The organism is Pseudomonas sp. A125, assembly GCF_055409485.1.
The window spans coordinates 1-24,612 of sequence record NZ_JBUZVP010000036.1; the positions used below are offsets into that span (position 1 = coordinate 1).

General features: G+C 61.1%; 19 protein-coding genes and 2 tRNA genes. 13 read left to right on the forward strand and 8 right to left on the reverse strand.

The window, feature by feature from the left end:
• Positions 1-156: 156 nt before the first annotated feature.
• Positions 157-1,119 (reverse strand): zinc-binding dehydrogenase, encoded by a 963-nt coding sequence (locus tag ACZRN6_RS31785; protein WP_464009690.1) that lies wholly within the window; start codon positions 1,117-1,119, stop codon positions 157-159.
• Between the two features lie 138 nt (positions 1,120-1,257).
• Between ACZRN6_RS31785 and ACZRN6_RS31790 the strand changes: the two genes are divergently transcribed.
• Together ACZRN6_RS31790 and ACZRN6_RS31795 are read left to right on the forward strand one after the other, a co-directional pair.
• Positions 1,258-3,339, forward strand: a complete 2,082-nt coding sequence (locus ACZRN6_RS31790) for a carboxy terminal-processing peptidase (protein ID WP_322146336.1) — start codon at positions 1,258-1,260, stop codon at positions 3,337-3,339.
• A 112-nt stretch (positions 3,340-3,451) separates the two neighbouring features.
• Complete coding sequence (locus ACZRN6_RS31795; RefSeq protein ID WP_322146337.1) at positions 3,452-5,224, forward strand: bifunctional diguanylate cyclase/phosphodiesterase; 1,773 nt, start codon at positions 3,452-3,454, stop codon at positions 5,222-5,224.
• Between the two features lie 9 nt (positions 5,225-5,233).
• On the opposite strand, the gene ACZRN6_RS31800 is transcribed toward ACZRN6_RS31795, so the two are convergent.
• From ACZRN6_RS31800 to ACZRN6_RS31815, 4 genes are all read right to left on the reverse strand, one after another.
• Positions 5,234-5,605, reverse strand: a complete 372-nt coding sequence (locus ACZRN6_RS31800) for a hypothetical protein (protein WP_010166435.1) — start codon at positions 5,603-5,605, stop codon at positions 5,234-5,236.
• Entirely contained in the window at positions 5,602-5,940 is a 339-nt protein-coding gene (locus ACZRN6_RS31805; protein WP_464009691.1) for a helix-turn-helix domain-containing protein, read from the reverse strand. Before ACZRN6_RS31805 ends, ACZRN6_RS31800 begins: the two co-directional genes overlap by 4 nt.
• A gap of 97 nt (positions 5,941-6,037) precedes the next feature.
• On the reverse strand, positions 6,038-6,493 hold the full coding sequence (locus ACZRN6_RS31810; RefSeq protein ID WP_322146339.1) for a YkvA family protein: 456 nt from the start codon (positions 6,491-6,493) through the stop codon (positions 6,038-6,040).
• 321 nt (positions 6,494-6,814) lie between these two features.
• The gene (locus tag ACZRN6_RS31815; RefSeq protein ID WP_322146340.1) at positions 6,815-7,555 is read right to left on the reverse strand and encodes an FKBP-type peptidyl-prolyl cis-trans isomerase; all 741 of its coding nucleotides are present in this window, start codon (positions 7,553-7,555) and stop codon (positions 6,815-6,817) included.
• A gap of 246 nt (positions 7,556-7,801) precedes the next feature.
• On the opposite strand from ACZRN6_RS31815, the gene ACZRN6_RS31820 reads away from it, so the two are divergent.
• The 8 genes from ACZRN6_RS31820 (at position 7,802) to ACZRN6_RS31855 (ending at position 20,115) form a co-directional block, all read left to right on the forward strand.
• The gene (locus tag ACZRN6_RS31820; RefSeq protein ID WP_464009692.1) at positions 7,802-9,613 is read left to right on the forward strand and encodes a di-heme-cytochrome C peroxidase; all 1,812 of its coding nucleotides are present in this window, start codon (positions 7,802-7,804) and stop codon (positions 9,611-9,613) included.
• A 30-nt stretch (positions 9,614-9,643) separates the two neighbouring features.
• Complete coding sequence (locus ACZRN6_RS31825; protein ID WP_322146342.1) at positions 9,644-10,774, forward strand: catalase family protein; 1,131 nt, start codon at positions 9,644-9,646, stop codon at positions 10,772-10,774.
• A gap of 1,238 nt (positions 10,775-12,012) precedes the next feature.
• Positions 12,013-12,111, forward strand: a complete 99-nt coding sequence (gene kdpF, locus ACZRN6_RS31830) for a K(+)-transporting ATPase subunit F (RefSeq protein WP_003219423.1) — start codon at positions 12,013-12,015, stop codon at positions 12,109-12,111.
• A gap of 106 nt (positions 12,112-12,217) precedes the next feature.
• Positions 12,218-13,924, forward strand: a complete 1,707-nt coding sequence (gene kdpA, locus ACZRN6_RS31835) for a potassium-transporting ATPase subunit KdpA (RefSeq protein ID WP_464009693.1) — start codon at positions 12,218-12,220, stop codon at positions 13,922-13,924.
• A 10-nt stretch (positions 13,925-13,934) separates the two neighbouring features.
• Complete coding sequence (gene kdpC / locus ACZRN6_RS31840) at positions 13,935-14,594, forward strand: K(+)-transporting ATPase subunit C (RefSeq protein WP_464009694.1); 660 nt, start codon at positions 13,935-13,937, stop codon at positions 14,592-14,594.
• An 11-nt stretch (positions 14,595-14,605) separates the two neighbouring features.
• Positions 14,606-16,678, forward strand: a complete 2,073-nt coding sequence (kdpB, locus tag ACZRN6_RS31845; RefSeq protein WP_322146346.1) for a potassium-transporting ATPase subunit KdpB — start codon at positions 14,606-14,608, stop codon at positions 16,676-16,678.
• Positions 16,679-16,774: 96 nt separating this feature from the next.
• The gene (locus tag ACZRN6_RS31850; protein WP_464009695.1) at positions 16,775-19,426 is read left to right on the forward strand and encodes a DUF4118 domain-containing protein; all 2,652 of its coding nucleotides are present in this window, start codon (positions 16,775-16,777) and stop codon (positions 19,424-19,426) included.
• A complete protein-coding gene (locus tag ACZRN6_RS31855; RefSeq protein ID WP_464009696.1) occupies positions 19,423-20,115 on the forward strand; it encodes a response regulator in 693 nt (230 codons plus the stop codon). Before ACZRN6_RS31850 ends, ACZRN6_RS31855 begins: the two co-directional genes overlap by 4 nt.
• Here ACZRN6_RS31855 and ACZRN6_RS31860 read toward each other — a convergent pair.
• Entirely contained in the window at positions 20,075-20,998 is a 924-nt protein-coding gene (locus tag ACZRN6_RS31860; RefSeq protein WP_464009697.1) for a LysR family transcriptional regulator, read from the reverse strand. The two genes, ACZRN6_RS31855 and ACZRN6_RS31860, sit on opposite strands and share 41 nt — an antisense overlap.
• A 104-nt stretch (positions 20,999-21,102) precedes the next feature.
• On the opposite strand from ACZRN6_RS31860, the gene ACZRN6_RS31865 reads away from it, so the two are divergent.
• Positions 21,103-22,617: an MFS transporter gene (locus tag ACZRN6_RS31865; RefSeq protein WP_464009698.1), complete on the forward strand. Its 1,515-nt coding sequence runs from the start codon at positions 21,103-21,105 to the stop codon at positions 22,615-22,617.
• Positions 22,618-22,695: 78 nt separating this feature from the next.
• Here the strand turns inward: ACZRN6_RS31865 and ACZRN6_RS31870 are convergent.
• Both ACZRN6_RS31870 and ACZRN6_RS31875 read right to left on the reverse strand, forming a co-directional pair.
• Positions 22,696-22,772, reverse strand: a tRNA-Asp gene (locus ACZRN6_RS31870).
• Between the two features lie 20 nt (positions 22,773-22,792).
• Positions 22,793-22,868: transfer RNA gene (locus ACZRN6_RS31875), tRNA-Val, on the reverse strand.
• A gap of 202 nt (positions 22,869-23,070) precedes the next feature.
• Between ACZRN6_RS31875 and ACZRN6_RS31880 the strand changes: the two genes are divergently transcribed.
• Positions 23,071-23,589, forward strand: coding sequence for a sigma-70 family RNA polymerase sigma factor (locus tag ACZRN6_RS31880; protein WP_464009699.1), 519 nt, complete (start codon positions 23,071-23,073; stop codon positions 23,587-23,589).
• A 7-nt stretch (positions 23,590-23,596) separates the two neighbouring features.
• Positions 23,597-24,577 carry a FecR family protein gene (locus ACZRN6_RS31885; protein ID WP_464009700.1) on the forward strand — a complete coding sequence of 327 codons (981 nt, stop codon included), beginning with the start codon at positions 23,597-23,599 and terminating at the stop codon, positions 24,575-24,577.
• Positions 24,578-24,612: the final 35 nt, after the last annotated feature.

Here is a 24,612-nt window from a genome sequence, read left to right on the forward strand (position 1 = left end):
AGGTGCCGAGTGGTGGGGCAAGAGCCTTTTGGTTACTTTTGGGCTCCTTTCAAAAGTGACCCGCCGTAAGGGCGGAACCCATATCAGCCATCACCCAAACAACGGATATACACACCCAAACAAGAACCTGCCCCAACCCACATGGCACATTTGAAATCAGGCCAGACTTTCGTCGATCACCAACACCAGTTTCCCGCAAATCTGATTGGTCGCGAGTTCCGCAAACGCAGCCTCAGCGTCCTTGATCGGAAACGTCTTGGCCAGTTGCGGGCTCAAACGGCCCTCGGCGAACAGCGGCCATACGTGCTGGCTCAAATCACTGAACAGATCAGCCTTGAACTGATCATCCCGGCTACGCAACGTCGAACCCAACACTTGCACACGCTTGGCCAATACCTGCGCCAGGTCGATCTGCGCCTCACGCCCGCCCATCAACCCAATCAACACCCAACGACCATCACGAGCCGCCAGCTTGAGGTTCAGCGCCGCGTAATCGCCGCCCACCGGGTCAAGAATCACATCGAACGGTCCGAAATCACTCAGCCCCTCGATGCCGTCAGTACGTACCACACCCCCCTGGGCACCCAGCGCTTCACAATACGCCAGGCGATCTGCCGAGCCGACACTGACCCAGCACGGGCTGCCAAATGCCTTGCACAGCTGAATCGCCGCCGAGCCCACGCCACTGGCGCCGGCATGCAGCAACACTTTCTCGCCGGGCTTGAGGCCCGCCAACTGGAACAAATTCAGCCACGCCGTGCTGTACACCTCAGGCAACGCCGCCGCTTCCACCAGGGACACGCCCTCCGGCACCGGCAGCACGTGACGCGCATCCACCACCACTTCTTCAGCCATCCCGCCGCCAGCCAGCAAGGCGCAAACCCGATCACCCACTTGCCACGACGAACCAGCGCCGACCTCGCTGATCACCCCGGAACACTCCAGGCCCAGCACCTGGCTGGCACCGGGAGGCGGCGGATAGAGCCCCGAACGCTGTAATAAATCGGCCCGATTCAGGCCCGCAGCCGCCACGCGGATGCGTACTTGGCCTACATCGCATGTAGGACTCGGCTCTTCTTGCCACTCCACATGACCTTCAACGCCTTGCAATGCTTTCACAGTGCCTCCATAGTGAGTCTGGACTGAGCCCGTTGCTGTAGCGCCGGGCTTTTTGCATTATGCGACCGGCCCATATGGAACCGGCGACTTCAAAGACGGCCTAATATGCGTTATCAATTGCCCCCGCGTCGAATCAGCATGAAGCATTTGTTCCCCAGCACCGCCCTCGCTCTTTTTATTGGTATCGGCCTTTTGCCGCTATCGAGCAATACGTTCGCAGCCAACAGCTGGGACAACCTTCAGCCTGATCGCGATGAGGTGATTGCCAGCCTTAACGTCGTTGAGTTGCTCAAGCGCCATCACTACAGCAAGCCGCCGCTGGACGACGCTCGCTCGGTGATCATCTACGACAGCTACCTCAAGCTGTTGGATCCCTCGCGCAGCTATTTCCTGGCCAGCGACATCACCGAGTTCGACAAGTGGAAGACGCAGTTCGACGACTTCCTCAAGAGCGGTGACCTGCAGCCCGGCTTCACCATCTACAAGCGCTACCTGGACCGCGTCAAAGCGCGTCTGGACTTCGCCATCGGTGAGCTGGACAAGGGCGTCGACAAGTTCGACTTCACCAAGAAAGAGACCTTGCTGGTTGACCGCAAGGACGCTCCTTGGCTGACCACCGAAGCCGAGCTGGACGACCTGTGGCGCAAGCGCGTCAAGGATGAAGTCCTGCGCTTGAAGATCGCCGGCAAAGAGCCGAAGGCCATTCAAGAGCTGTTGACCAAGCGCTACAAGAATCAGCTGGCACGTCTGGACCAGACCCGTGCCGAAGATATCTTCCAGGCCTACATCAACACCTTCGCAATGTCCTACGACCCGCACACCAATTATCTGTCTCCAGATAACGCGGAAAATTTCGATATCAACATGAGTCTGTCGCTGGAGGGCATCGGTGCCGTTCTGCAAAGCGATAACGACCAGGTGAAAATCGTGCGTCTGGTGCCGGCAGGTCCGGCGGACAAGACCAAGCAGGTCGCTCCGGCCGACAAGATCATCGGTGTGGCCCAGGCCGACAAAGAGATGGTCGACGTGGTCGGCTGGCGCCTGGACGAAGTGGTCAAGCTGATCCGTGGGCCGAAAGGCAGCGTGGTGCGCCTGGAAGTGATTCCGCACACCAACGCCCCGAACGACCAGACCAGCAAGATCGTGTCCATCACCCGTGAAGCGGTGAAACTCGAAGACCAGGCCGTCCAAAAGCAAATCCTCAATCTCAAGCAGGATGGCAAGGACTACAAGCTGGGCGTGATTGTAATCCCGGCGTTCTATCTGGACTTCAAGGCGTTCCGCGCCGGTGATCCGGACTACAAGAGCACCACACGTGACGTTAAGAAAATCCTGACGGAACTGCAGAAAGACAAAGTCGACGGCGTGGTCATCGACCTGCGCAACAACGGCGGCGGTTCCCTGCAGGAAGCCACCGAGCTGACCAGTCTGTTTATCGACAAGGGTCCGACCGTGCTGGTGCGTAATGCTGACGGCCGTGTTGACGTGCTGGAAGACGAGAACCCGGGTGCCTTCTACAAAGGGCCGATGGCGTTGCTGGTCAACCGCCTCTCGGCGTCCGCTTCGGAGATTTTCGCCGGCGCGATGCAGGACTACCACCGCGCGTTGATCATCGGCGGCCAGACCTTCGGTAAAGGCACCGTGCAGACCATCCAGCCGCTGAACCATGGCGAGCTGAAACTGACCCTGGCCAAGTTCTACCGGGTTTCCGGGCAGAGCACCCAGCATCAAGGTGTACTGCCGGATATCGATTTCCCGTCGATCATCGACACCAAGGAAATCGGCGAGAGCGCCCTGCCCGAGGCCATGCCGTGGGACACCATCCGTCCTGCGATCAAGCCAGCAGTGGACCCGTTCAAACCGTACGTGGCCCAGTTGAAAACTGATCACGAAACCCGCTCCGCCAAGGATGCCGAGTTCATCTTTATCCGCGACAAACTGGCCTTGGCCAAGAAGTTGATGGAAGAGAAAACCGTCAGCCTGAATGAAGCCGACCGTCGTGCGCAGCACACCGACATCGAGAATCAGCAACTGGTGCTGGAGAACGCTCGCCGTAAGGCCAAAGGCGAAGCTCCACTCAAGGAACTGAAGAAAGAAGACGAAGACGCGATCGCTGCCGAGCCGGATAAAACCAAGCCGGAAGATGATGCTTACCTGAGTGAGACAGGACGCATCCTGCTGGATTACTTGAAAATCAGTAAGACGGTGGCCAAGCAGTAAATGATGGCAATTTAATGTGAACGCTCTCCGGAGTGTCATCAAATAGACATCATTCTGTCGTGAAATGAAGGACCTGCCAAAGCAGGTCCTTTTTTTTCGACCCGAGAAAATCATGACCATGACCGAACAGCTGTATGCATTGGGCTCAATCCTGGCTCAAGGCAGTTTGCACAGTCTGTTCCAACCGATCATTTCCCTGTCCGAACGGCGCGTCGTCGGCTACGAAGCCCTCAGCCGCGGCCCGTCCAACAGCCCGCTGCACTCCCCTGTCGCACTGTTCTCCGTGGCCCGTCACGCCGGGCGCCTCAGTGAGCTGGAGATGGTCTGCCGGGAAAGTGCCTGCCGGCGCTTCAGCGACCAGAAACTACCGGGCAAACTGTTCCTCAACGTCTCACCCGAATCCCTGCTGGAAACCGCCCACCAGCCCGGCCGTACCCTGCAACTGCTCAGCGACTTCGGCATTCCGCCCAGCCAGGTGGTGATCGAACTGACCGAGCAAACTCCGACCGACGATTTTCAACTGTTGCAAACCGCGCTGCATCATTACCGCGCCATGGGGTTTTCGATTGCCCTGGACGACCTGGGCGCCGGCTATTCCAGCCTGCGGCTGTGGTCGGAATTGCGCCCGGACTACGTGAAGATCGATCGACATTTTATCGACGGCATTCACCAGGACGCCCTCAAGCGCGAGTTTGTCGGCTCTATCCTGCAAATCGCCAAGGCGTCCCGCGCCCAGGTCATCGCCGAAGGCATCGAGTTACCGGAAGAGTTGGCGGTGCTCACAGAGATGGGCGTAGACCTTGTGCAGGGCTACCTGCTCTGCCGCCCCCAGGAACACCCGCCGCAGGAAGCGCGGTTGATGCTGCCCAAGCCGGACAACGCCAACGTGGCGCTGAACGATGAAGGCAGCGACCTCAGCGCCCTGCTCAATGAACACCCTGCCGTGGGCCAGCACACCGCCACGGCGCAGGTGCTGGAAGCCTTCCGCCGCCAGGCCAACCTCAACTCCCTGGCGGTACTGGACGAACGTGGCCAGCCGATTGGCATCGTGCACCGGCATTCGCTGTCGGACGCGCTGCTGAAGCCATTCGCCACCGACCTGTTTGCCCGCAAGCCCATCAGCCGCTTGATGAACGATGACTTCCTCGCCGTGGAATTAAGCCAGTCCCTGCAGCAAGTCAGCCGCCTGCTCACCAGCCGCGCGCGCCAGCGGATCGAGGAGGATTTCATCATCACCCTCAATGGCGATTATTTGGGGCTGGGCCGGGTGATTGATGTGCTCAAGCTGATTACCGAGCTGAAAATCCAGCAGGCGCGTTATGCCAACCCGCTGACCTTGTTGCCGGGCAACGTACCGATCCAGCAGTGCCTGACACGGCTGTTGCAGCAACAGCGGGAGTCGGTGATCTGCTACGTGGATATCGACAGCTTCAAGCCGTTCAACGATATCTACGGTTATGGCCGGGGCGATGAAGTGCTGCTGTGCCTGGCGCAGTGCCTGAACGACCGGGTAGACCCCAGCCGCGATTTTGTCGGGCACATCGGCGGTGATGATTTTTTACTGGTACTGGGGCCACAGGATTGGCGCAAGCGGCTCAACCAGTTGCTGGACGATTTCCACACCCAGTGCCGGCGTTTTTATCGCAGCGAGCACTTGGAAGCGGGTTGTTTTGTCGCGCTGAACCGCCAGGGTGTGCGCCAGGAGTTTGCGCTGTTGTCGCTGTCCATCGGCGTGGTGCATTTATATCCACAGGCCTGTGGACAACTCGATGCCAGCCAGTTGGCGGAACTGGCATCACAAGCCAAGCACCACGCGAAGAACGTGGCGGGCTACAGCATTCATGTGATCGACAGTCTGCAACTGGAAGAGCCACAACCCCTGTAGCACCCGGCGCTAGGCTTCGGCAGACTCGGGATAATCGTATTCAAACACCCGCACCACTTCCGAGGCGTGCCAGGAAGCCGCAGCCACGCCGTCGGATGGCCCGCAGAAGCGTCCAAGACGCTCTACACACTCAAAGAACCCGGTACGTGGCAGGCGGCTGGCGCCCTGGCTGATCACCAGTGAACTGCGCAGCGGCTGGTCAGCCTTGGCATCCAGCGCCGCCAGGTGTTCCAAAGCGGCGGTCAGGGTTTGCATGGCCGGCGTGGGAAACTGCAGGCGCTCCAGCAAGGCGCGATAGGTCAGGAGGTGGCGCTGTCGGCGCGCCTGGTCCAGTTCGTTGATTAACCCATCCCAATGCTGACGGCTGATGCGTACGCTCACGTTTCGTCCCTCCAACCTGCAACGCCCAGTTCCCAAGCCAAGCTACGACGGATGGCCGCGTCCGGCTGACGTTCACCGCTTTCGATCAGGCCCAGGTAAGAGGGGCTGATGCCCACTGTGCGCGCCAGCGTCTCAATGGCCAGGCCCTTGGCCTCGCGCAGGCTGCGCAGTTGCTCCAGGGGGCGCAGGTCCGGTTCGGCAGCGGTTTGGCTAGTGGATGAAGCAGGAGGTGTTGGCTGTTGCTGACCGGCGGCTTTTAACAGCGCCTGGTACTGCGCCCATGGCAGAACCGCATATTCGGGTTCGCCATCCTTTCTAATTATCTGAATATCCATGACTGCCCCGTAGGATCACAACACTTACATCGTAAGTACTTTCCTTAGGAGTGTAATCCTAACAGCCACAAAGAGCGCATGGGGATATTCGCAAGGTTCAGCTTTTTTTCGGATTTTCCTGCTCAAGCAACTGCGGCGTCGCTGGCAGGCGCTCAACCACGGCGAGCTTCTCGGGGCGCTGACGCTCACGCCACGCGCGAAACGCACTCAACTCGCCGTCCAGGGTCTTCATGACCCATGCCAGCACGGCTATGTCGTCGAGCATGCCGAACACCGGGATAAAGTCCGGGATCGCATCAATCGGACTCAGGAAGTACATCAAACCCGCCACCACCGAAATCAGTGCCTTGGGGCTGATGGCCCGGTACTCACCGCGCCAGTAGGCCAGGCACAGGGCCTGGAGCAGCTTGAGGTCGTCCTTGAGCTTGCCCAACCGGTTGCCCTGGCTCGACCCTTTGGCGGCTACCGCGAATAGCAGTGTGGGCAGACGCCCACGTCCCAGCAGGCGAGCGGCCATTGGCAGGAAACGGGTGAAATTGAACGGTGCTTTCATCGTCACTCCAGTTCCAGGCGACAGAAAAGGTTATCCACACAAATTGTGGATAACCTTGTGAACAGAGCCTGTTTTCCAGCCTGAAAGCCGCGTAATACAAGGCCTACAGTCAGATCGGGCGTTTTTTGCGCACATAAAAAAAACCCAAGAATTCATTGACTTGGAGTTGATCTGCGTCTACCCGTACTCGGGTCTTTTATCAGACTGCTCTAGACCGCGTGGGTTCGGTTGAATTTGGCCTGGATTCAAATGGAAAAGTTATGCACAGGCCAGAAACAACAACGCCCCGTCGAGACGGGGCGTTGTGTGTTCAGGTGTTGATTACTTCTTGGCAGCTGGTGCTGCGGGTGCGTCAGGCGCTTCAGCTTTGGACGGATCCTTGATGGCCAGCAGTTCCAGGTCGAATACCAGCACGGAGTTGGCTGGAATCGCCGGGCTCGGGCTCTGGGCACCGTAGGCCAGGTCAGACGGGATGTACAACTCTACCTTCTCGCCAACGTGCATCAGTTGCAGGCCTTCGACCCAACCTGGAATCACGCCGCTGACCGGCAGGTCAATCGGACTGCCGCGATCCACGGAGCTGTCAAAGGTGGTGCCGTTGGTGAGCTTGCCGGTGTAGTGAACAGTCACTACGTCGGTAGGCTTGGGTTGAGCACCGTCCGCTTTCTTCACGATCTTGTACTGCAGACCGGAAGCGGTGGTGACAACGCCGTCTTTCTTGGCGTTTTCTTCGAGGAATTTCTTGCCGGCAGTTGCCGACTCTTCGCTCATCTTGGTCATACGCTCTTCAGCACGTTTTTGCAGTGCGGCGAAGGCTTCGACCAGCTCGTCGTCTTTCAGCTTCTGTTCTTTCTTGCCGACAGCATCTTCGATGCCTTGGGCTACCGCTTTGGAGTCCAGGTCATCCATGCCTTCTTGAGCAAGGCTTTTGCCCATGTTCAGGCCGATACCGTAGGAAGCTTTTTGCGCCGGGGTTTTCAGCTCTACGCTGGTTTGCGAATCACAACCCGCAAGTACCAGGCTAACCAGGGCCACCGCCGCCGCCAACCGATGCTGTTTCATGCTATTTCCTTGTTCGTGTGCCAAAAGGGCATTCGAGTAAAGTCGCGAGCTTATCAGGCGGCCACGACCAATGGCTACCGGCATGTGAGCAGGAAACTTCTGATAAGTTCACGTGTTTAAAAGCATTTTCATTCAATCCAGGGTCCCGCAACGGAAGGCGGGAGCACTGGAACGAGGCTCATGGCCACTTGCCGCACTGCTGGCCTGATGGCATAAGAACGCTACAACTCGACAAGGATAGTTAGCTTGCGCATTTTTTTCCGTGTTTTGCTGATGACTTTAGTTTTGCTGGGCCTTGTCCTGGCGGTGGTGCTCTATTACGTGGCCAACCCGAAGCTGGCGGTTTACGTGCCGGTGGAACGGGTGCACTACCAGGATCAATGGAGCGCCGCAGATCGCCAGACGTATTACTTCACGCCCCAGGGCACCCAGGTCAAAGGCCTGCACTATGACTGGTTCACCGCATTGGAACTGCCCTTTTCCGAGCAGCGTTTCGCCACGCCCGAGTACCTGGCACGCTTCGGTTTCCTGGTAGACCCCAAACAGGTATCCACCGCGCAAAACCCCGGCAACCTGCCGGTGGGTTTCGCCCGGCATAAAAACCCTGGCAGCAACGACGAGTTCCTCGACATCACCTGCGCCGCGTGCCACACCGGCCAATTGAACTTCAAAGGCCAGGGCCTGCGTATCGACGGAGGCCCGGCGCAGCATGTATTGCCGTCCAGCGTACCAACCCTGCGCGGCGGCAGCTTCGGCCAGGCACTGGTCGCCAGCCTCGTCTCCACTTACTACAACCCGTGGAAATTCGAGCGCTTTGCCCGCACCGTCCTCGGACATGACTACGACGACCAGAACGCCGCGCAACTGCGCCAGGACTTCAAAAAGTCCCTGAACAACTTCCTGAAAGTCGCCTGGAACGACACCCACCGCGGGCTCTACCCCACCGAAGAAGGCCCGGGCCGCACCGACGCCTTTGGCCGCATCGCCAACGCCAGCTTCGGCGACGCCATTTCGCCCGCCAACTACCGCGTCGCCAATGCCCCGGTGGACTACCCACACCTGTGGGACATCTGGACCTTCGACTGGGTGCAGTGGAACGGCTCGGCCCAGCAACCCATGGCCCGCAACATTGGCGAAGCGTTGGGCGTCGGCGCCACCCTGGGCTTCTTCGACAGCGCCGGCCAACCACTTCAGGGCGATGCGCGCTATTCCTCCAGCGTGCGGGTGCGTGACCTGAGCACCCTTGAAGAAACCCTGCAACGGCTCAAGCCGCCCACCTGGCCTGAAGACCTGTTCGGCACCATCGACAAACCACTCGCGGCCCAAGGCCGCGCACTGTTCAACGAAAACTGCGCCGGTTGCCACGTGCCGGCGGTGTCCCAGGTCGACGGCCGCCCGGTGCGGCAACTGAAAATGCTCCCGGTTGAGGTGATCGGCACCGACCCCACTGCCGCCAACAATATCGCGGACCACCGCTTCGACCTGAGCGCCCTGCAATGGGACCCGGTGGAGCTGGCAAAAATGAACGTCCAACTGCATCCCACACCCACCGAACCGCTGGACCTGCGCAGTATTTCTTCAGCCAAAGGCCTGGCCTACATCACCGCCTTTGTCGAAGAGCACGCCTACCGTGCCGCCGGCGTAACCCCCGCCGAACGTCTGCACCTGGACGGCTTCGGCCTGCCCATTGGCGTACGCGAATTACGCGCCTACAAGGCACGGCCACTGGCCGGGGTGTGGGCGACACCGCCATTCCTGCACAACGGTTCGGTGCCGACGATCTACCAACTACTCTCGCCCCAGGACGAACGCAGCCCGACCTTCTATAAAGGCACCTTCGAATACGACCCGCGCCACCTGGGCTATCAAACCGCAGCGTTCCCCAACGCCTTCCTGTTCGATACGCGCATCACCGGCAACCACAACAGCGGCCACGAATTCCGTGCTGGCCAGCGTGGCAACGGGGTGATTGGCCGAGGCTTGCTGCCCCAGGAACGCTGGGCGCTGCTGGAATATTTGAAAGTGCTGGGCGGCCCGCTGGAACAACAACTGCCCTGACCTACCGACTTCGCAGAAAAGGATTTTTAAATGCTCGCTCGACTTTGGCTGCGCCTCGGCGCGTTTCTCGGCAAGACCGTGTTGTGGCTGGTGGGCCTGGGGCTGCTGGGATGGTTGCTGTCGACCTTGTGGTTCGCTTGGCAGCACAGCGGCCCGGTTTCGCCGGATGAACAGATCCCTCCTGGGGAAGCGGCCATGACCCAGGGCATCATCCAGACCGCAGTGCGCATCGTTGATCAACACCGAGAAGGCACCCGCTACCTGCGGGACGCGCACGCCAAGGCTCATGGTTGTGTGAAGGCCGAAGTCAGCGTGCTGCCGGACCTCGAGCCGGCCCTGCGCCAGGGCGTGTTCACCGAGCCGGGCAAGACCTGGCAGGCGATGATGCGGCTGTCCAATGGCAATGCGTATCCGCAGTTCGACAGTATCCGGGATGCCCGGGGCATGGCGATCAAGTTGCTGGACGTGCCGGGCAAGCAGTTGCTGGCGGACCAGCAGACGCGGGGGGAGCAGGATTTTGTGATGTTCAGCCATCCGAACTTTTTTGTCAGTGACGTGGCGGAGTATGCGCAGAACGTTTCGGCCCAGGCGGATGGCAAGCAGGTCATGGCGTTTTTCCCCGGAATGGATCCGCGCAGTTGGCAGGTGCGGCACCTGTTTATCGCGTTGGCGACGTTGGCGCCGCCGCCGGTGAGCCCCGCGCAGACGACTTACTTTTCGGTGTCGCCGTATAAGTTTGGGGCGGCTAACGCCAAGTTTCGTGTAGTGCCCGACCCACAGAGTTGCCCAGAGTATGTGCTGCCCAAGCAGAACCACGACCTGCCGAATTTTTTGCGCAGTGCGTTGAATCAGCAACTGTCGACTGACCGGGTGCCGGCGTGTTTTGTGTTGCAGGTTCAGCGGCAGAATCCGCAGAAGTTTATGCCGATCGAGGACACCAGCGTTGAATGGAAAGAGAGTGATGCGCCGTTTGAGACCGTGGCCAGGGTGGTGATTGCGGCGCAGGATTTTGATACGCCGGCGTTGAATCTGGCTTGTGATAATCAGTCGTTTAACCCGTGGTTCGGGGTGGAGGCGCATCGGCCGATTGGGGGGATTAATCGCTTGCGCAAGGCGGTGTATGAGGCGGTCAGTGATTACCGGCATAGCCGGAATTTGTAGGGCCCTGGTGGTGGGGGCATATCCGTTGTTTGGGTGATGGCTTAGATGGGTTCCGCCCTTACGGCGGGTCACTTTTGAAAGGAGCCCAAAAGTAACCAAAAGGCTCTTGCCCCACCACTCGGCACCTCGCTTAGGCTCGGTGTGCCCTCACTCCGGTACTACTACGCGGGCCGCCGCGACGGGGCGTCCCTGCCCCGTCGCGGCTAAACCGGCGTCCTGCCGGTTTACCCGCTCCGTAATACCTGCGTTCGGCCAGCGTGGTTGACGGGGCGCCTAAGATCAAGATCACAAGCAGATCAAGAACACAGCGGCCTACAGGCCGGCTTGAGTGTTAAAAGCCAGATCAAAAGCTAAAGCGGGCACGGTTCCAATGTAGGAGCTGGCTTGCCTGCGATGGCATCGCCGCGGCGCATCTGAAAAACCGAGTCGCCTGCATCGCCGGCAAGCCAGCTCCTACAGATTTTGATCTGGCTTTTAACACTCAGGTCGGCTTTCAGGCCGCCGTGCACTTGATCTTGCTCTTGATCTTGATCTGACTGCCCCATTCAGCCCGAGGCCGAACGCAGGGATTGAGGAGCGGGTAAACCGGCAGGACGCCGGTTTAGCCGCGACGGGCCAGGGACGGGCCGTCGCGGCGGCCCGCGGAGCAATGCCGGAGTGAGGGCACACCGAGCCTAAGCGAGGTGCCGACAGGCGGGGCAGAGCGTTTTGGTTACTTTTGCGCTTTTCAAAAGTGACCCGCTGTAAGAGCGGAACCCATATCAGCCGTTACCTAAAAAACGGATATACACCCCCCAGCCACGTAAAGAACCCGTATAGATCCCCCCCAAGCCATAACGTTTACGTCGTCTCTATTGAGCAACCAATCCCCCCTCTACTACCGTGAACACCTACCCAATAACCCCCGTAGGAAATCATCGTGGAAAGTTCAACTTTAGGCATGATCGTCCTCTCAATGATCGCCCTGTTCGGCGCCGCCGCCTTTTGCTTCGAACAACTCGCCACCCGCGAATCAAAGAAAAAGAAAGCTAAATAAGCTGATCATCAAAAGCAGCAGAACCCCAGACTTTCAAGGGATACCCCACCCCCGGGCTATCCCTTGTTTTCGTTCGCCCACCACAAAACTATCTATACACCGTCTCAATACCCACGCCCGCAATCAGTGCCCGAACTTGATGCCCAACCTCTTAACCTCCCCGCGTCCGCAATCGCGGCTTATCAATCAGGGGAGTTCCACCGTGCTCACACTCAAGTTCATTTATATCGCCAGCGGCTTATGCGCCGTCGGGCTGTTCGCTTATCTGGGCTACGCCCTCATTCGCGCCGAAAAATTCTAGGGAGCCGCCATGTACGACGTAATTTTTATCGGCCTCTCCCTGGTGTTTTTCGCCGCGACAGCCATGGCCATTGTCGCCATGGGCAAGATTTGAACGGAGCCTCGACATGCTAAGCACTTTGCTGGAATTTGCGCTGGTCCTGGGGTTGATGACCGGGCTCGCCGTGCTGATGGGCAAGTGGCTGACCCGGGTGTTTACCGGACCCCACCACGCCCTGCCAGAACGCTATACCTATCGCCTGCTGGGCATCGACCCGCAGGAACCCATGGGCTGGGCCCGCTACGGTTCAGCCCTGCTGCTATCCAACGCGGCAATGATGCTGCTCGGCTACCTCATCCTGCGATTGCAGGCCGTCATGCCGATCAACCCGCTGGGGCTCGCCGCGCAAACCCCCGACCTGGCGTTCAACACCGCCGCCTCCTTTATTACCAACACCAACTGGCAGGCGTACTCGGGCGAGACCAGTCTGTCGAACTTCAGCCAGATGGCGGTGATCACCTTCCTGATGTTTGTCGGTGCCACCTCGGGCGTGGTCGCGGCTGCCGGTTTTATCCGGGGCTTGAGCCGCTCAAGCTCGGCGGATATCGGTAATTTCTGGGTCGACTTCACCCGCACCCTGTACCGCGTGATGCTGCCACTGTGCGTGGGCATGGCCCTGGTTTACGTGTGGCAAGGCATGCCGCAGACCTTCGCCTCGCAAGCCCTGGCGACAACGCTTGAAGGCGCGCAGCAACAGTTGATTGTCGGCGCCGTGGCGAGCTTTGAATCGATCAAGCATATCGGCACCAATGGCGGCGGGTTCTTCAGCATGAACGCCGCGCACCCGTTCGAAAACCCCACACCGCTGACCAATGCCCTGCACATCCTCAGCATGTTGCTGATCCCGTCTGCGCTGACCTACACCTTCGGCAGCATGCTGCTGCAACGCCGTCAGGGCTGGGTGTTTTTCGGCACCTTCCTGGTGATGTTCATCGGTTTCCTCGCGCTGGTGTATGGCGCCGAGCAAAACGGCAACCCGCTGCTGACCCAGGCCGGCGCCAACCAGACGCTGTCCATCGAGCAGAGCGGCGGCAATATGGAAGGCAAGGAGCTGCGTTTCGGGATTGCCGACAGCAGCCTGTTTATCGCCACCACCACCGCGGCCACTACCGGTTCGGTCAATGCGATGCACGACTCGTTGACCCCCATGGGCGGCTTCGTGCCCCTGGCGCAGATGATGCTCAACTGTGTGTTCGGCGGCGACGGCGTGGGCTTTATCAACCTGATCCAGTACGCGCTGCTGACGGTGTTTCTGGTGGGCATGATGATCGGCCGCAGCCCGGAGTTCCTCGGCAAGAAAATCGAGGCCCGGGAGATGAAACTGGTGATGCTCTCGGTGCTCGCGCATCCCATCAGCATCCTCGGTTTCACCGCCCTCGCCGCCCTGTGGCCCGACACCATGGCCAGCCTGAATAACCTCGGCCCCCACGGCTTCAGCGAGGTGCTGTACGCCTACACCTCGGGCACCGCCAACAACGGTTCGGCGTTCGCCGGGCTGAACGCCAACACGCCGTTTTTCAACACCACCATTGGCCTCGCGATGTTGGTCGGGCGCTTCTTCACCATGCTGCCGATGCTCGCCGTAGCCGGTTCCCTGGCGATGAAAAAGACCGTGCCTGCCGGCGCCGGCACCATCCCCACCGCAACCCCGCTGTTCATGGTGCTGGTGGTGTTCGTGGTGTTGGTGGTGGGTGGCCTGACTTTCCTGCCGGCGCTTGCGCTCGGCCCGCTGGTGGAGCAACTGCAGTTGCTGTCCGGCCAGACGTACAACTAAGGACACGTTGATGACGACTCAATCGATATTCAAAGGGCTGTTGCGCCCGGTGCTGGTTTCGGCGGTGTTTTTCATGGCGCTGACCGGCCTCGCCTACCCGATCTTTACCACCTTCGCCGCGCAGTTGCTGTTCCCGTTTCAGGCCCAGGGTTCGCTGATTGAACGCGACGGGCGGGTGATCGGCTCGGCGTTGATCGGCCAGGATTTCACCCAGCCCGGGTACTTCCACGGCCGCCCGAGCATGACCCTCGGCGCCGACCCGCAAGACCCGAGCAAAAGCATCTCGCAGCCCTACAACGCAGGCGCAAGCGGCGCCAGCAACCTGGGGCCCACCAGCCAGAAACTGCTGGACCAGGTCGCAACCCGGGTTAAAGCGTATCGCCAGGACAACGGCCTCGCCGCCGACGCCCAGGTGCCGGTGGACGCTGTCACCGCTTCCGCCTCCGGCCTGGACCCGCATATCTCGGTGGCCAACGCGCGCATCCAACTGGCCCGGGTTGCCCGCCTGCGGCAAATGCCCGAAGCCGACCTGCTGCAGTGGGTGAACGAAAACACCGCTGCCCGCACCTTCGGTTTGCTCGGCGAACCGCGAGTCAATGTGCTGCAACTCAACCTTGCGCTGGACGCCCGCCTGCCGCTGCGTCAGTCCCCTATTGCGGCCAGTGAGTAAGAGATTCCCCCATGATCAAGAATGCTCGTTTACCTCTGTTTGATCGCACCATCGTGCTTACCGCCTGCGCGGATGCGTTCAAGAAACTGCTGCCCCAGGCGCAGTGGAAAAACCCGGTGATGTTCGTGGTGTACCTGGGCAGCATCCTCACCACACTGCTGTGGTTCCAGTCCCTCGGCGGCAAGGGTGAAGCCCCCAGCGGGTTTATCCTCAGCATCAGCTTGTGGCTGTGGTTCACCGTGCTGTTCGCCAACTTCGCCGAAGCCCTGGCCGAGGGTCGCAGCCGCGCCCAGGCTGCGAGCCTGCGAGGCATGAAGCGCACCACCCTGGCCAAGCTGTTGCAACAGCCTCGGCACGGCAGCGCCTGGCTGCCGCTGGAAGCCAGCCTGCTGCGCAAGGACAATGTGGTACTGATTGAGGCCGGCGACCTGGTGCCGCTGGACGGCGTGGTGATCGAAGGCGTGGCCTCGGTGGATGAAAGCGCAATTACCGGCGAATCGGCGCCGGTTATTCGCGAAGCCGGCGGCGACTTTTCCTCGGTCACCGGCGGCACGCGCGTGCTCTCGGACTGGCTGGTGGTGCGCATCAGCGTCAACCCCGGTGAGTCGTTCCTCGACCGCATGATCTCGATGGTCGAATCCGCCAAGCGCCAGAAGACCCCTAACGAAGTCGCCCTGACGATTTTGCTGGTGGGCCTGACCCTGTTGTTCCTGCTGGTGATCGCCACGCTGAGCCCGTACTCGATCTTCGCCGTGGCCATGAGCGGCAGCGGCAGCGTGGTCAGCGCCACGGTGCTGGTGGCGCTGCTGGTGTGCCTGATCCCCACCACCATCGGCGGCCTGCTCTCGGCTATCGGCGTGGCGGGCATGAGCCGGATGATGTCGGCCAATGTGATCGCCACCTCCGGCCGTGCGGTGGAGGCTGCAGGCGATATCGACGTGTTGTTGCTGGACAAGACCGGCACCATCACCCTGGGCAATCGCCAGGCCAGCAGTTTCCTGCCGGCGCCGGGCATCAAGGAAGCCGAGTTGGCCGACGCTGCGCAGCTGGCATCGCTGGCCGATGAAACGCCCGAAGGGCGCAGCATTGTGGTGCTGGCCAAGCAGAAATTCGACCTTCGCGCGCGGGACATCAATGCCCTGGGCGCAAGCTTTGTGCACTTCACCGCGCAGACTCGCATGAGCGGCGTCGACCTGCCCGAGGGCCGGGGCATTCGCAAGGGCGCCGCGGATGCCATCCGCAGCCATATCGAAGCGTTGGGTGGGAGTTTTCCGGCGGCGTTGCAGGCCAAGGTCGATGAAGTATCGCGGCGCGGCAGCACCCCGCTGGTAGTCTCGGACGGGGCAAAAGCACTGGGTGTGGTCGAGCTCAAGGACGTGGTCAAGGGCGGCATCAAGGAGCGCTTTGCCGAACTGCGGCGCATGGGCATCAAGACCGTGATGATCACCGGCGACAACCGCCTGACCGCCGCCGCGATTGCGGTAGAAGCCGGCGTGGATGACTTCCTCGCCGAGGCCCGCCCGGAAGACAAGCTGCAACTGATCCGCGACTACCAGGCCCAGGGCAAGCTCGTGGCCATGACCGGCGACGGCACCAACGATGCCCCCGCGCTGGCCCAGGCCGATGTAGCCGTGGCGATGAACAGCGGCACCCAGGCAGCGAAAGAGGCCGGCAACATGGTCGACCTCGACAGCAACCCGACCAAGCTGATCGAAGTGGTCGAGGTCGGCAAACAAATGCTGATGACTCGCGGTGCGCTCACCACCTTCAGCGTGGCGAATGACGTGGCGAAGTATTTCGCGATCATCCCGGCGGCATTTGTCGCGACCTATCCGCAGCTCGGCGCGTTGAACGTGATGCACCTGACCAGCCCCAACTCGGCGATTCTCAGCGCGGTGATTTTCAACGCGTTGATCATTGTGGCGTTGATTCCGCTGGCGCTACGCGGCGTGACCTATCGGGCGATTGGTGCGGCGGCGTTGCTCAATCGCAACTTGCTGATCTACGGCCTGGGCGGGGTGCTGGTGCCGTTTGCCGGGATCAAGCTGATTGACATGGTGCTGACCGGGCTGGGCCTGGTGTAGCACCGACAACCCAATGTGGGAGCTGGCTTGCTGGGGTGAGCCCGCTCACCCCAGCAAGCCAGCTCCCACAATTGAACCGCATTTACCAGGAATGACATGCCCGCATTAAACGAAGAACGCCCCGACCCCGATGCCCTGCTCGCCCGGGTTCAGCAGGAAGAACAGGCCGCCTTGCGCGGCAAATTGCGTATCTACTTCGGCTCCAACGCCGGGGTGGGCAAGACCTGCGCGATGCTCGGCGCAGCGCAACGGGAAGTCAGCCTGGGCCGCGACGTACTCGCCGGTGTGGTGGAAACCCACGGCCGCCAGGAAACTGCCGATCTGCTCAACGGCCTCGAACAATTGCCCCGCGCCCAACGCCTGCATCACGATTTCACCCTCACCGAATTCGACCTCGACGCCGCCCTGCTCCGCCATCCCGCCGTGCTGCTGGTGGATGAACTGGCCCACAGCAACGTGCCCGGCTCGCGCCACCCGAAACGCTGGCAAGACGTGGAAGAACTACTCAGCGCCGGCATCGATGTGTGGACCACCCTCAACGTCCAGCACCTGGAAAGCCTTAACGATCTGGTGAGTGGGATCATTGGCATTCGGGTGCGGGAAACCGTACCTGACCATGTGTTCGACAACGCCCACGAAGTGGTGGTGGTCGATCTGCCACCAGATGATCTGCTGCAACGCTTGAGGGACGGCAAGGTGTACCTCGGCCCGCAGGCGGAACGCGCGTCGCGGCACTTTTTCCGCAAGGGCAATTTATTGGCCCTGCGCGAACTGGCCCTGCGGCGCACGGCCGACCGGGTCGACACGCAGATGCGGGTGTACCGCCGCGAACAGTCGATCAAGACCCTGTGGCCCGCCCGCGAACGGTTGCTGGTAGGCGTGGCCGGTGACGCCGGTGATGAGCGCCTGGTGCGCGAAGCGGCGCGCCTGGCGCAAAAGCTCGAGGCGGACTGGATCGTGGTGCACGTCGCGTCCGCCCAGGGTCGCGGCGCCAGGCGTTATCTTACGGCAATGAAAACCCTGGCCCTGGCCAGCGAGTTTGGCGCCGACACTGCAACGTTGCCGGGCATGGACGTTGCCGAAGCACTGGCTGCCTGCGCCCGCGAACACAACGCCAATCGCCTGGTACTCGGCCATCATCCGCGCCGGGCGTGGCGGTTCTGGCATCAGTCGGTGGGCGACCGGATCAGCCGACACCATCCGCAGATCGACCAGATCGTGATCGCCCATGGCGTGCTGCCGGGCACGGTTGCTGCCATTGAAAAGCCGACGCTGGCACCCGGCAGAGCGCCGGCCTACCTCTGGGCCACCCTCGCCTGCTTCACCGCCAGCGCCATCGCCGCGCTGCTGCTTCAGGTGTTCGACCTGGCCAACGTGGTGATGCTGTTCCTGCTCACGGTGGTGCTGGTGGCCCTGCGCTTTGGACGCGGCCCCGGCGTATGGGCGGCGATGCTGGCGGTGCTGTGTTTCGACTTCTTTTTCGTACAGCCGCGCTACTCATTTACCGTCAACGACACGCAGTATTTCTTCACCTTCGCGCTGATGCTCGGCATCGCCCTGATCACCGGGCAACTCACCGCCCGCCTGCGTCACGAAGCGCGCACTGCCGCCGCCCGTGAACGCCGCGCCACCTCCCTGGCACGCCTGGCCCGCGACCTGTCGGCGGCGCTGACCGTGGAGCAGATCAGCGAAGTGGCATTGCGTACCTTCAGCGGCGTGTTCGAAGCACGGGTCGGCCTGGCCTTGCCGGACGCCGCCGACGGCGTGCACAGCGTGGGCGCGGGCGGGCTGCCGATCGACGACAGCATCGCCCAATGGACCTACGACCACGGCCAGTCTGCCGGCCAGGGTACCGACACGTTGTCTGCCGCCAAAGGTTGCTACCTGCCGCTGAAAGCGCCGATGCGCGTGCGCGGCGTGCTGGTGCTGGAACTGGCGCAAAGCGAACGCCTCAATGAGCCCGAAGAACGCCGCCTGCTGGAGGCCTGCATGAGCCAGTTGGCCATCGCCCTGGAGCGCGTGCACTTCGTCGAAGTGGCGCAAAGCACCCTGGTGCAGATGGAAGGCGAGAAGATGCGCAACACCTTGCTCGCGGCGATTTCCCACGACTTGCGCACACCGCTGACTACGCTGATAGGCGCCGCCGACACCGCCCTGCCCCATGCGCCGCCCGGGCCGCTAACGGACTTGCTGCACGGCATTCATGAGCAGGCGACGTCAATGCAGCGCCTGATCGAAAACCTGCTGGACATGGCCCGCCTGCAAGAGCGCGGCGTGCGGCTCAACCGGCAGTGGCACTTGCTGGAAGAAATCGTCGGCAGCGCCCTGCGCCAATTGCGCGAACCGCTGGCCCGGCATGTCGTGCACACCACGCTGGACCCGCGATTGCCGCTGGTGGAAGTCGACGCGCTATTGATCGAACGGGTGCTGGTCAACCTGCTGGACAACGCCGCCAAGTACACCCCGCCCGGCACTGTCATTACCGTGGCCGCCCATTCCGTTTCGGACAGCATCCTGTTGGAAGTCAGCGACACCGGCCCGGGCAGCGCGCCGGCCAATCTGTTCGAACCGTTTGCCCGTGGCCAGCAGGAGTCCTCGGTGGCCGGGATCGGCCTGGGGCTGGCCCTGGCCAAGCGCATCGTGGAAGCCCACGGCGGGCGCATCGAAGCCAAACCCGGCCGCGAGCGCGGCATGCATTTTGTCATCACTTTACCGGCGGGCACCCCGCCCTCTATGGACGCCCTATGAGCACTGCACGCATTCTGATTGTTGAAGACGAGGCCAATATCCGCCGCTTTGTCGGCATCGCCCTGCAGGATGAGGGCTTCCAGGTGTTCGAGGCCGACAGCGTCAAGCGCGCGTTGATCCACGCCTCCAGCCGCCAGCCGGACCTGGTGATCGTCGACCTGGGCCTGCCGGACGGTGACGGCAAACAGTTGATCAGCGAGCTGCGGGGCTGGCTGGCGGTGCCGATTTTGGTGTTGTCGGCGCGGGACCGCGAAGAGGAAAAAGTCGCCGCCCTGGATGCCGGCGCCGATGACTACCTGACCAAACCTTTTGGCGTGCCCGAGTTGCTGGCGCGCATCCGGGCCCAACTGCGCCGCCATGGGCAAACCGGCACGGTGGCGGCCACCAGCAAGGTGGCGTTTGGCGAAATTGAAGTGGACCTGGCCACCCATGAAGTGTGGCGCCTGGGCCTGCCGGTGCACCTGACGCCCATCGAGTATCGCCTGCTGTGCGCGATGATTCGCGGGCAGAGCCGGGTGCTCACCCATCGCCAGTTATTGCTCGAAGTGTGGGGCCTGGATTACGTGGACCGCGCTCATTATTTGCGGGTGCATATGGCGCACCTGCGGCAGAAGCTGGAGGCAGCCCCGGCCCAGCCGCAGTACTTCATTACCGAGTTGCAGGTGGGCTACCGGTTGGTGGGGCTGTAAACAGATGCGCCGCGGCGAAGTCGACAAATACGCGGATCTTCGGTGAAAGATGACGGCTGGAAGGCCACAGTGCCCAAAACTGGCCCTGGTCATCGGTGTGGTCGTCGAGCAGGGTTTCCAGTTGGCCTTGGGCAAGGGCTTCGCGGGCCAGGAAGTCCGGCACGTAGGCAATGCCATGGCCGTCCATCGCGGCCCGGAGCATGGCTTCCATATTGTTCAAGGTCAGCGCGGTAGGCAGGCGCAATTGGGTGATGGCCGGGTTGGCGGTTAAGGTCCAGTCCATGATTTTTCCGGTGGTGGCGAAGCGATAACGCAAACACGGGTGATGCTCCAGATCACCCAGCGATTCTGGCCGACCATTATCCCGCAGGTACTCGGGCGATGCGCACAGCACAAACCGGAACGGCCCCAGCTTGCGCGCCATCAAGGTCGAATCCGCCAGGCCGCCGCTGCGGATGACCACGTCGAAGCCCTCTTCGATCACGTCCACCAGATGATCATTGAAATCCAGCTCCAGTTCGATCTCGGGGTAGGCTTTGCGGAACGCCATCATGTGCGGAAAGAGGAACCGATAGCCGATGGTGGGCAGGCTGACCCGCAGCTTGCCCCGGGGCGCTTGCATCGCATGCGAAAGCATGGCGCGGGCGTCTTGCAGATCGTCGAGAATTTTCCGACAGCGCTCGTAGAACAGTTGGCCTTCGGCGGTGAGGCTGACCTTGCGCGTGCTGCGGTGCAACAGCCGCACATTCAGCGACGCTTCAAGCCTGGCGACATTCTTGCCCACCGCCGAGGCGGAAATCCCCATCGCCCGCGCAGCGCCGGTGAAGCTCAGGGCCTCTGCCGTTTTTACGAAGGCGATCACACCGCTCAGGTTGTCCGTCACGTCATTGCATCCATCAAGTCCGTTATGAACGGAATGTAAGCCCGTTTATCCAAGATTGCATCCTGATTAGAGTCTTAAAATCTTCAGACCTGCGGGAATGCCCCATGAACACCACACATGCATTCGTGCCCGCCCATGGCCGATACTCCATCCTCGCCGCCATTTGCCTGGCGGCCCTGGTATTGCCCATGAGCTTTACCGGCGGCGCCGTCGCCACGCCCTATATCGGCCAGGCGTTTGCCGCCCAGCCAAGCCAACTGGCGTGGATCACCAATGCGTTCATGCTGAGTTTCGGCAGCCTGTTGATGGCGGCCGGCACGCTCGCCGACCTGTATGGGAGAAAGCGCTTGTTCCTGTGGGGCATGGCGCTGTTTACCGTGGTCTCCGTGCTGCTGGCAGTGGCACCGGGGATTTTCTGGCTGGATGTGTTGCGTGGCGTGCAGGGCGTCGCGGCGGCCACAGCGTTGGCCAGTGGCTGCGCAGCGCTGGCCCAGGAATTCGATGGCCACGCCCGCACCCGCGCCTTCAGCCTGCTGGGCACCACATTTGGTGCAGGCCTGGCGTTTGGGCCATTGCTGTCGGGGTTACTGATTGAGCACTGGGGCTGGCGGGCGATTTTCCTCGGCACCGCGCTATTGGCCGGTATTTCGTTATTGTTTGCCGCGCCCAAAATGCGTGAAAGCCGCGACCCGCAGGCGCTGCGGTTGGACACCGCCGGCGTGCTGACGTTTTCGGCGATGCTGGTGGCCCTGACCACGGCGGTGATCCTCGCCCCGGAGCACGGCTGGGCGTCGCCGCTGGTTGATGCTCTTCTGGCTGCGGCGGCGGTGTTTTTGCTGATATTTATTTTCGTGGAAAACCGCTCAAGCCAGCCGATGCTGGAGCTACGGCTGTTTCGCTTCCCGCGTTTTATCGGCGTGCAACTCCTGCCGATCGGCACCTGTTACTGCTACATCGTGCTGATCGTGTTGCTGCCCCTGCGGTTTATCGGCGTGGAAGGTGCCAGTGCGCTGGATGCAGGCCTGATGATGCTGGCACTGTCGGCGCCGATGCTGATGGTGCCGATGATTGCGGCTTCGCTGACTCGCTGGGCGTCGGCGGGCGTGCTGTGTGCGATTGGCTTACTGATAGCGGCGGTGGGCCTGTGGGGGTTAAGCCTGGCCGACCGGCCTGCGCATACCGTTGCCGCGATGCTGGTCATCGGGATAGGCACGGGGTTGCCGTGGGGTTTGATGGATGGATTGGCGATCAGCGTGGTACCGAAAGAACGCGCGGGAATGGCCGCGGGGATTTTCAATACGACGCGCGTTGCCAGTGAAGGCGTGGCGCTGGCGATCACCATGGCGGTGTTGGGCGCATTGGTTGCACACCACTTGCCGGGCAGCGCAACCGGGGATGTTTCAGTGATTGCACAAGCGCTGGTGATGGGTGATGTCGTGCAGGCCAGCACGAAACTTCCACTGGCCGAACTGCGCGCGGCCTACACGGCAGGGTTCAATACCTTGCTGCAACTGCTGGCCGGTTTCACCCTGCTGACGGCCATGGTGGTCTTTATGTTCCTGGCGCGACGCGCCCCTGAACTGAGTCAGGAAGAGGCCGGTATCCAGGCACTGACCTGAATCGCAGGCACAAAAAAGCCCGCTCAATGAGCGGGCTTCCTGTGGTACCTGGCGTTCAGCGTTCCAGGTAACCGAATATGGCGCAGCGGACGGGACTCGAACCCGCGACCCCCGGCGTGACAGGCCGGTATTCTAACCGACTGAACTACCGCTGCGCGTAACACTAAAAAGCGAATGGTGGGTGATGACGGGATCGAACCGCCGACATTCTGCTTGTAAGGCAGACGCTCTCCCAGCTGAGCTAATCACCCTTCACTTTCGGTGTGGGCCGCATTCTATAGCAATTTTCCGTAATGTCATGATTTAAATGCAATTTATTTAAAATATTTTGCTTTCCACTCGGCGCACCCCGCAAAACCGGGATTTTCGGGCGCAAACGAGAGTCTATTGCGTTTGCCCAAGCCTTGGCCCCACAATTAACAATTATTCTCAATAACACCTGGGCCGGGCCTTATGTCTGTGGGTGAACCGCCGTTCCAACGGGAGATTACCGAGCTGTACAGCGAGCACCACGGCTGGCTGTTCACTTGGTTGCGCCGAAAACTGGGCTGTACCCATAACGCCGCCGACGTGGCGCAGGATACCTTCGCGCGAATTCTGCACGCACGCGAGTCAGTGACCGGCATTCGCGAGCCCCGGGCCTATTTAAGCACCACCGCCCGGCGGTTGATTATCGACCAGGCACGGCGCAAGCAGATTGAGCACGCCTACCTTCAGGAATTGATGCTGACGGTGCAAACCCTGGAAGGTTTTCAGTCGCCGGAACAGATCCACACGACTCTGGAGGCCCTTGAGCACATCGCTTTCATTCTTGAAGGCCTGCATGACAACGTGCGCCAGGCGTTTGTGCTGTATTACCTCGAAGACCTGACCCAGCAACAAATTGCCCGCCAACTGAAACTGTCTGAACGTACAGTGCGCAAGTATTTGATCCAGGCCCTGCTGCATTGCAGCCACAGCGTAGACATCTGAACTGCACATGCCTGACTCCCGCCAACAGATCGACGAACAAGCCGCCGAATGGATGATTCGCCTGCACGAGGGGCAATTGACCGAAGCCCAGCGCCAGGCGTTCGAACGCTGGAAGCAACAAGGCCCGCTACATGCTGCTTCAGCGGCGCGAATGGAGGGCGTGGTCGCACGGATGCTCGCCCTGCGCGGGCAAAAAGCACCGGCGCGGGCAGCCTTGAGTGCGGCGTTTGCACGGAATGGCAAAGCTCGCAAAAACCATCTCAGGGCGTTGGTACTGGCCTGCACCCTGGCCCTTCCCGCTACGGCGCTGCTCTACAGCCCTTACCCACAACAGTGGATGGCCGATGTACACAACGGCCCCGGCGAATGGAAAACCCTGCGCCTGGTAGACGGTTCCACACTGACGTTGAACGGTATCAGCGCGGCGAATCTGCATTTCGATAGCCGGCAGCGGCGCATTGAACTGCTGCAAGGCGAGATCCTGGTGGAAGTGGCCCACGATGGCGAGCGACCGTTTGTGGTACAGACCGCACAGGGCACCCTGCGCGCACTGGGCACGCGGTTTGTGGTGAAGCGCGAGGGTGATGTCACCGTGTTGAGCATGCTCGAATCCCGCGTTGCTGCAAAAAGCGCGAACGGCCGGCAGACGCTGGAAGTGGACGCCGGCTCACAGGCGCGGGTCAGCGCGGACGCGGTGCGCTTGTCTGGCAGCATCGACCCGGCGAGCGTCAATGAAGCCTGGCATCGCCATCAACTGGTGGTGGATAACCGGCCGTTGCCAGAAGTGCTGGATGAGATCGCCCGCCACCGTTCGGGCCGCTTGCAGTTTGATCGCACCGCGCTGGCCAAGCTCAAGGTCTCGGCGGTACTGCCTCTGGACGACACTGACCGCACCTTGCAGATGCTGGCTCAAACCCTGCCGATCAGCCTGAAAAGATTCACCCCATGGCTGATGATCGTCAGCCCGGAGACTGACAGCAAAAAATAATTATTCGCATTGCTTCCGCTTTTTTCCGGGCTACC